A 4,174-nucleotide genomic window follows, 5' to 3' on the forward strand; every position below is an offset into this window, starting at 1 on the left:
TCTCCACCCCACGGGGGCGCCCGCTCCCCTCCAGACCCCGCTCGATCGAGCGGCGCTCCGATGCTGTACCCGACATCATCCGCACGTCGCGTCCGCGCGACCCGCCCCCCTCTAGGAGGAGCCACGAACGAGAACACCCGCGCCGCCACCGCCGCGCAGACGAGTTCGGGCGCGAAGCTCGCCCGCACCCTCGGACTCTGGTCGATCGTCGGCCTGGGCCTGGGGTACATGACCCCCACCGTCGTCTTCGACACCTTCGGCCTGGTCGCCGAGAAGACGAACAACGTCGTCCCCGCCGCCTACGCCGTGGCCCTGGTCGTGCTGGTGTTCACCGCGATCAGCTACGGCAAGATGGTCCGCGTCATCCCGAGCGCGGGTTCGGCGTACACCTACGCGCGCGAGTCCATCCACCCCGGTGTCGGCTTCGTCGTCGGCTGGACGGCGCTGATCGACTACATGCTGCTGCCGATGGTCAACGCGCTGATCCTGCGCAGCTACATGGAGGCGCTGTTCCCCGACGTTCCGGGGTGGATCTGGGTGGTCGTCTTCACGGCCGGGGTGACCGGCGTCATCTACCTCACGATGCGCGGTACCTCGAACGTCAACATGATCCTGCTCGTGTTCTCGATCCTCGTCATGACGGTGTTCGTCGTCATGGTCGTCGTGCAGCTGGTCGGCGGCGCGGGGGCGGGGACGGCGGTCTCGCTCGCCCCCTTCGCCCACAGCGAGGTGCAGTTCGGCGCGGTGCTGGCCGGCGCGACGGTCGTGTGCTTCTCGTTCATCGGCTTCGACGCGGTGTCGATGTACTCCGAAGAGGCCAAGACCCCCAAGATCATGCCCCGCGCGATCCTGCTCACCCTGGTGGCGGGAGGCGTCATCTTCCTCGTCGCGGCGTACGTCACGCAGCTGCGCTTCCCCGACTCCACCGCGTTCCCGCAGGAGGCGATCGAAGACAGCACGCTGCCCGAGATCGGCGTCCAGGTCGGCGGCCCCGTCCTGCAGGCCGTCCTGACCGCCGCCGGGTTCGCCGCGACCCTGGCGTCGTGGCTCGCCTCGCACGCCTCGGTGTCGCGCATGCTCATGGTGATGGGCCGCAACAACGTGCTGCCGCGGCGGATCTTCGGCTTCATCAACCCGAAGACCCACACCCCGACGTTCTCGATCGTGATCGTGGGGGTGGTGAGCCTGCTGGCGATCGCCTTCACGCTCGAGCAGATCGCGGCGTACATCAACTACGGCGCGCTCGTGGCCTTCACCTTCGTCAACATCTCGGTCATCGCCTGGTTCGCGGTCCGCAAGGGGCTGCGCAAGACCCCCGGCGACATCGCCCGCTACATCGTGATGCCCGCGATCGGCATGGTGCTCACGGGGCTGCTGTGGGTGAACCTCGATATGCACGCGCTGATCGGCGGTCTGATCTGGACCGGCATCGGCGTCGTCTACCTCATCGTGCTGACGCGCGGGTTCCGCCGCCCGATCGCCTCGTTCGACGAGAACGAGCCGGTCACCGGCTTCAACAAGACCGTGCCGGGGCCGCGCTCCGAGATCTGATCGACCCCTCACCCGGAATCCGTCGCCCGCGCGTTCGCCGCGGGCGGCGGATTCCGGCGTCTCGACCCGCCGGGAACGGATGCCGTCACCGCAGCGTTCCGGGCGGCCAGACGCACAGCGGGCTCATACCCGGCTGATACCCGCCGCCGCCCTGACCGCGCGACGCTGTGCAGCGTGGAGAATCCCGTCCCCCTCGCGCGCTGGTGGCGCGAACCGTGGTGGGCGCGTGTCGCGCTCGGTCTGATCGTCGCCGGGTTCGCGCTGCTGACCTGCTGGAACCTGGCGCGGGGCGGGGACTTCTCGTTCTACGAGGCGTCGGCGCGGTCGATGTCGCAGTCGTGGCACGCGCTGCTGTTCGGTGCCTTCGACCCGGCGGCGACGGTGACCCTCGACAAGCTGAGCGGCTTCGCGGTACCGCAGGCGCTCAGCATCCGTCTCTTCGGCATGTCGATCTCGGCGATCGCCCTGCCCCAGGTGATCGAGGGCGTCGTCACGGTGGTGGCGTGCGCGGTCGTGGGTCTGCGCGCGGGCGGCCGCGGATTCGGCCTGGTCGCGGCGGCGGCGGCGGCATCGACGCCCGTCTTCGTGTCGATGTTCGCCCACCCCATGGAGGACGGACTGCTCACGATGGCGCTCGCGGTCGCCGTCGTCTGGTGGCAGCGCGCGGTGCTCACGGCGCGGTCGTGGCCGCTGCTGGTGGCGGCGTTGGTCGTCGGCGTCGGCTTTCAGGCGAAGATGATGGCCGCCTGGTTCGTGCTCCCCGCGCTCGTGGTCGGCACGCTCGTCGCCACGGTCGGGCGGCGCCGGGGCCTGGCGCGCGCCGGCGCGGTGACCGGCGCCGCCGTGCTGGCCTCGATCGCCGGGATCGCGGTCATCGCGCTGGTCCCCGCCGGTTCCCGCCCGTGGGTCGACGGATCGACCGACGACGACGTGTTCGCGATGGTGTTCGGCTACAACGGCATCGACCGGTTCGCGGCGGGCGCGTGGCCGGGGAGCGTGGGCTCGTCGACCTCGACCGGCGGGGTCGGCACGACCCTCGCTGCTCTGGCGCACGCGCTGTCGTCGCACGCGGCCGCCTCGACGGACGCGAGCTCGTCCGCGCTGAAACTGCTGCAGCTGCCCCTCGTGACCCAGATCGGGTGGCTCTACCCGGCCGCCCTCGCGGGGATCGCGCTGGGCGTGTGGGGCTTCCGCCCGCGCCGCGGCCGCCCCGGCTCCCCCGCGCGCCGGCAGCGGTTCGCCCTCACCCTCGCGCTCGCGGTGTGGCTGGTCACGGCGGCCCTCGTGCTGACGCTGACGCGCGTCCCGCACACCGCGTACGTCGCGGCGCTCGGGGTCCCCCTGGCGCTGCTCGCCGCCCAGGCCTGGAGCGAGGGCGTGCGACGACTCGCAGCGCCGCGGCCGACTCATCGTCTCGTGCTCCCGGTCGTCGTCGTGGTCCAGGCGGTGTGGTGGGCGGTGCTGATCCCCACCGCGGGTCTGCCGCTGGTGCTGCTCGCCCCGGCCATCGCCGTCGGCGCGGTCGGGCTGGCGCTCGGGATCGTCGTCGCGGTGCGCGGGGGTCGTGCTGGCCGCGCCGCCGGCGCGATCGGCCTCGCCATCGCCCTGCTCTGCCTGCCGGTCGCGACGAGCCTGCAGGTGCTCGACGACGCCCGCGACGGCAGCGGCGGCGACGCCTACGTGGGCGTCACCGCGCGTGGCGGACACCCCGACGAGACCTTCGCCGTCTCGAGCCCGGCGATGTGGGGCGGCTCCGCCAAGATGACCCCCGCGGTCGCCCAGCTCGTCGAGGCCGCGCGCGAGAACGGCGGCGGAGCGGAGGGCACCCCGCTGTTCACGACCGATTCGTGGGCCCTGTCGGCGCAGGTCATCGACGCGACCGGGGCGAGCGTGCTCACCGACGGCGGCTACAGCGGCCGCGTCCCCGTCTTCACCGCGGACGATCTGCAGCGGTCGCTGCGCACCGGTGGGGCGCATCTGTTCGTCGTCGCCGACGGCGCCCCCGAGGGCGACCCCGTGCGCGAGGTGGCGACGGGACCCGGATGCCGCGAGGTGCGGTCGTGGGACTTCGGCGACCCCGGAGAGGGCGGCGAGGTGAACAAGGTCACCGGCGCGACCCTGTACGCGTGCAGCGCGGGCTGACGGATCCCGGGATCACCCGCTCGCTCGCGGGCAGCCCGGCCCGTCACCGGCCATGGCCACTGCCGCGCCGCCGGTAGACTCCCCTCAGTGACCCGCACCCGAGCCGAAGCCGCATACCTGCGCTCGGCGACGGCGTTCAAGAACCCGACGCTCGACCTGCTGCACGGGCGTTTCGCGCCGTTCGTCGTCGCCGTCCTGTCGGTGGTCTTCACCCCCGACCGTCCCGCCGTGGCCGTGGCCGACGCGCACGTCGAGGTCGCCGAGGCCATCGACGAGCTGCGCGCGGCCGGCATCGACACCGACGACGACCGCCGCATCCCCGCCGGCACCGCCCGTGAGATCTGCCGCGGCTGGGTGCGCGTGGGCTGGCTGGGCCTGCAGATCGAGGACGACGTCGAGGTCTACCGCCTGTCGGCGCACGCGGTGGGCGCCCTCGAGATCGCCGGCCGCGCCGGCGGGGGCCGCGCCCGCGTGTCGCGCT

The 4,174-nt window shown here is 72.6% G+C and carries 3 protein-coding genes; all 3 read left to right on the top strand.

Going from position 1 to position 4,174, the window contains the following annotated elements; all coding sequences use genetic code 11:
* The first annotated feature begins 60 nt into the window (after positions 1-60).
* A complete protein-coding gene (locus tag DBR36_RS08980; RefSeq protein WP_258222673.1) occupies positions 61-1,551 on the top strand; it encodes an APC family permease in 1,491 nt (496 codons plus the stop codon).
* Between the two features lie 174 nt (positions 1,552-1,725).
* Positions 1,726-3,693, top strand: a complete 1,968-nt coding sequence (locus tag DBR36_RS08985) for a glycosyltransferase family 39 protein (protein ID WP_108318676.1) — start codon at positions 1,726-1,728, stop codon at positions 3,691-3,693.
* Between the two features lie 87 nt (positions 3,694-3,780).
* Positions 3,781-4,174 (top strand): DUF3375 family protein (locus DBR36_RS08990; protein WP_146185295.1); only part of this gene is annotated, 394 nt, incomplete at its 3' end.

The organism is Microbacterium sp. HMWF026, from assembly GCF_003061325.1.
GTDB classification, from domain to species: domain Bacteria; phylum Actinomycetota; class Actinomycetes; order Actinomycetales; family Microbacteriaceae; genus Microbacterium; species Microbacterium testaceum_E.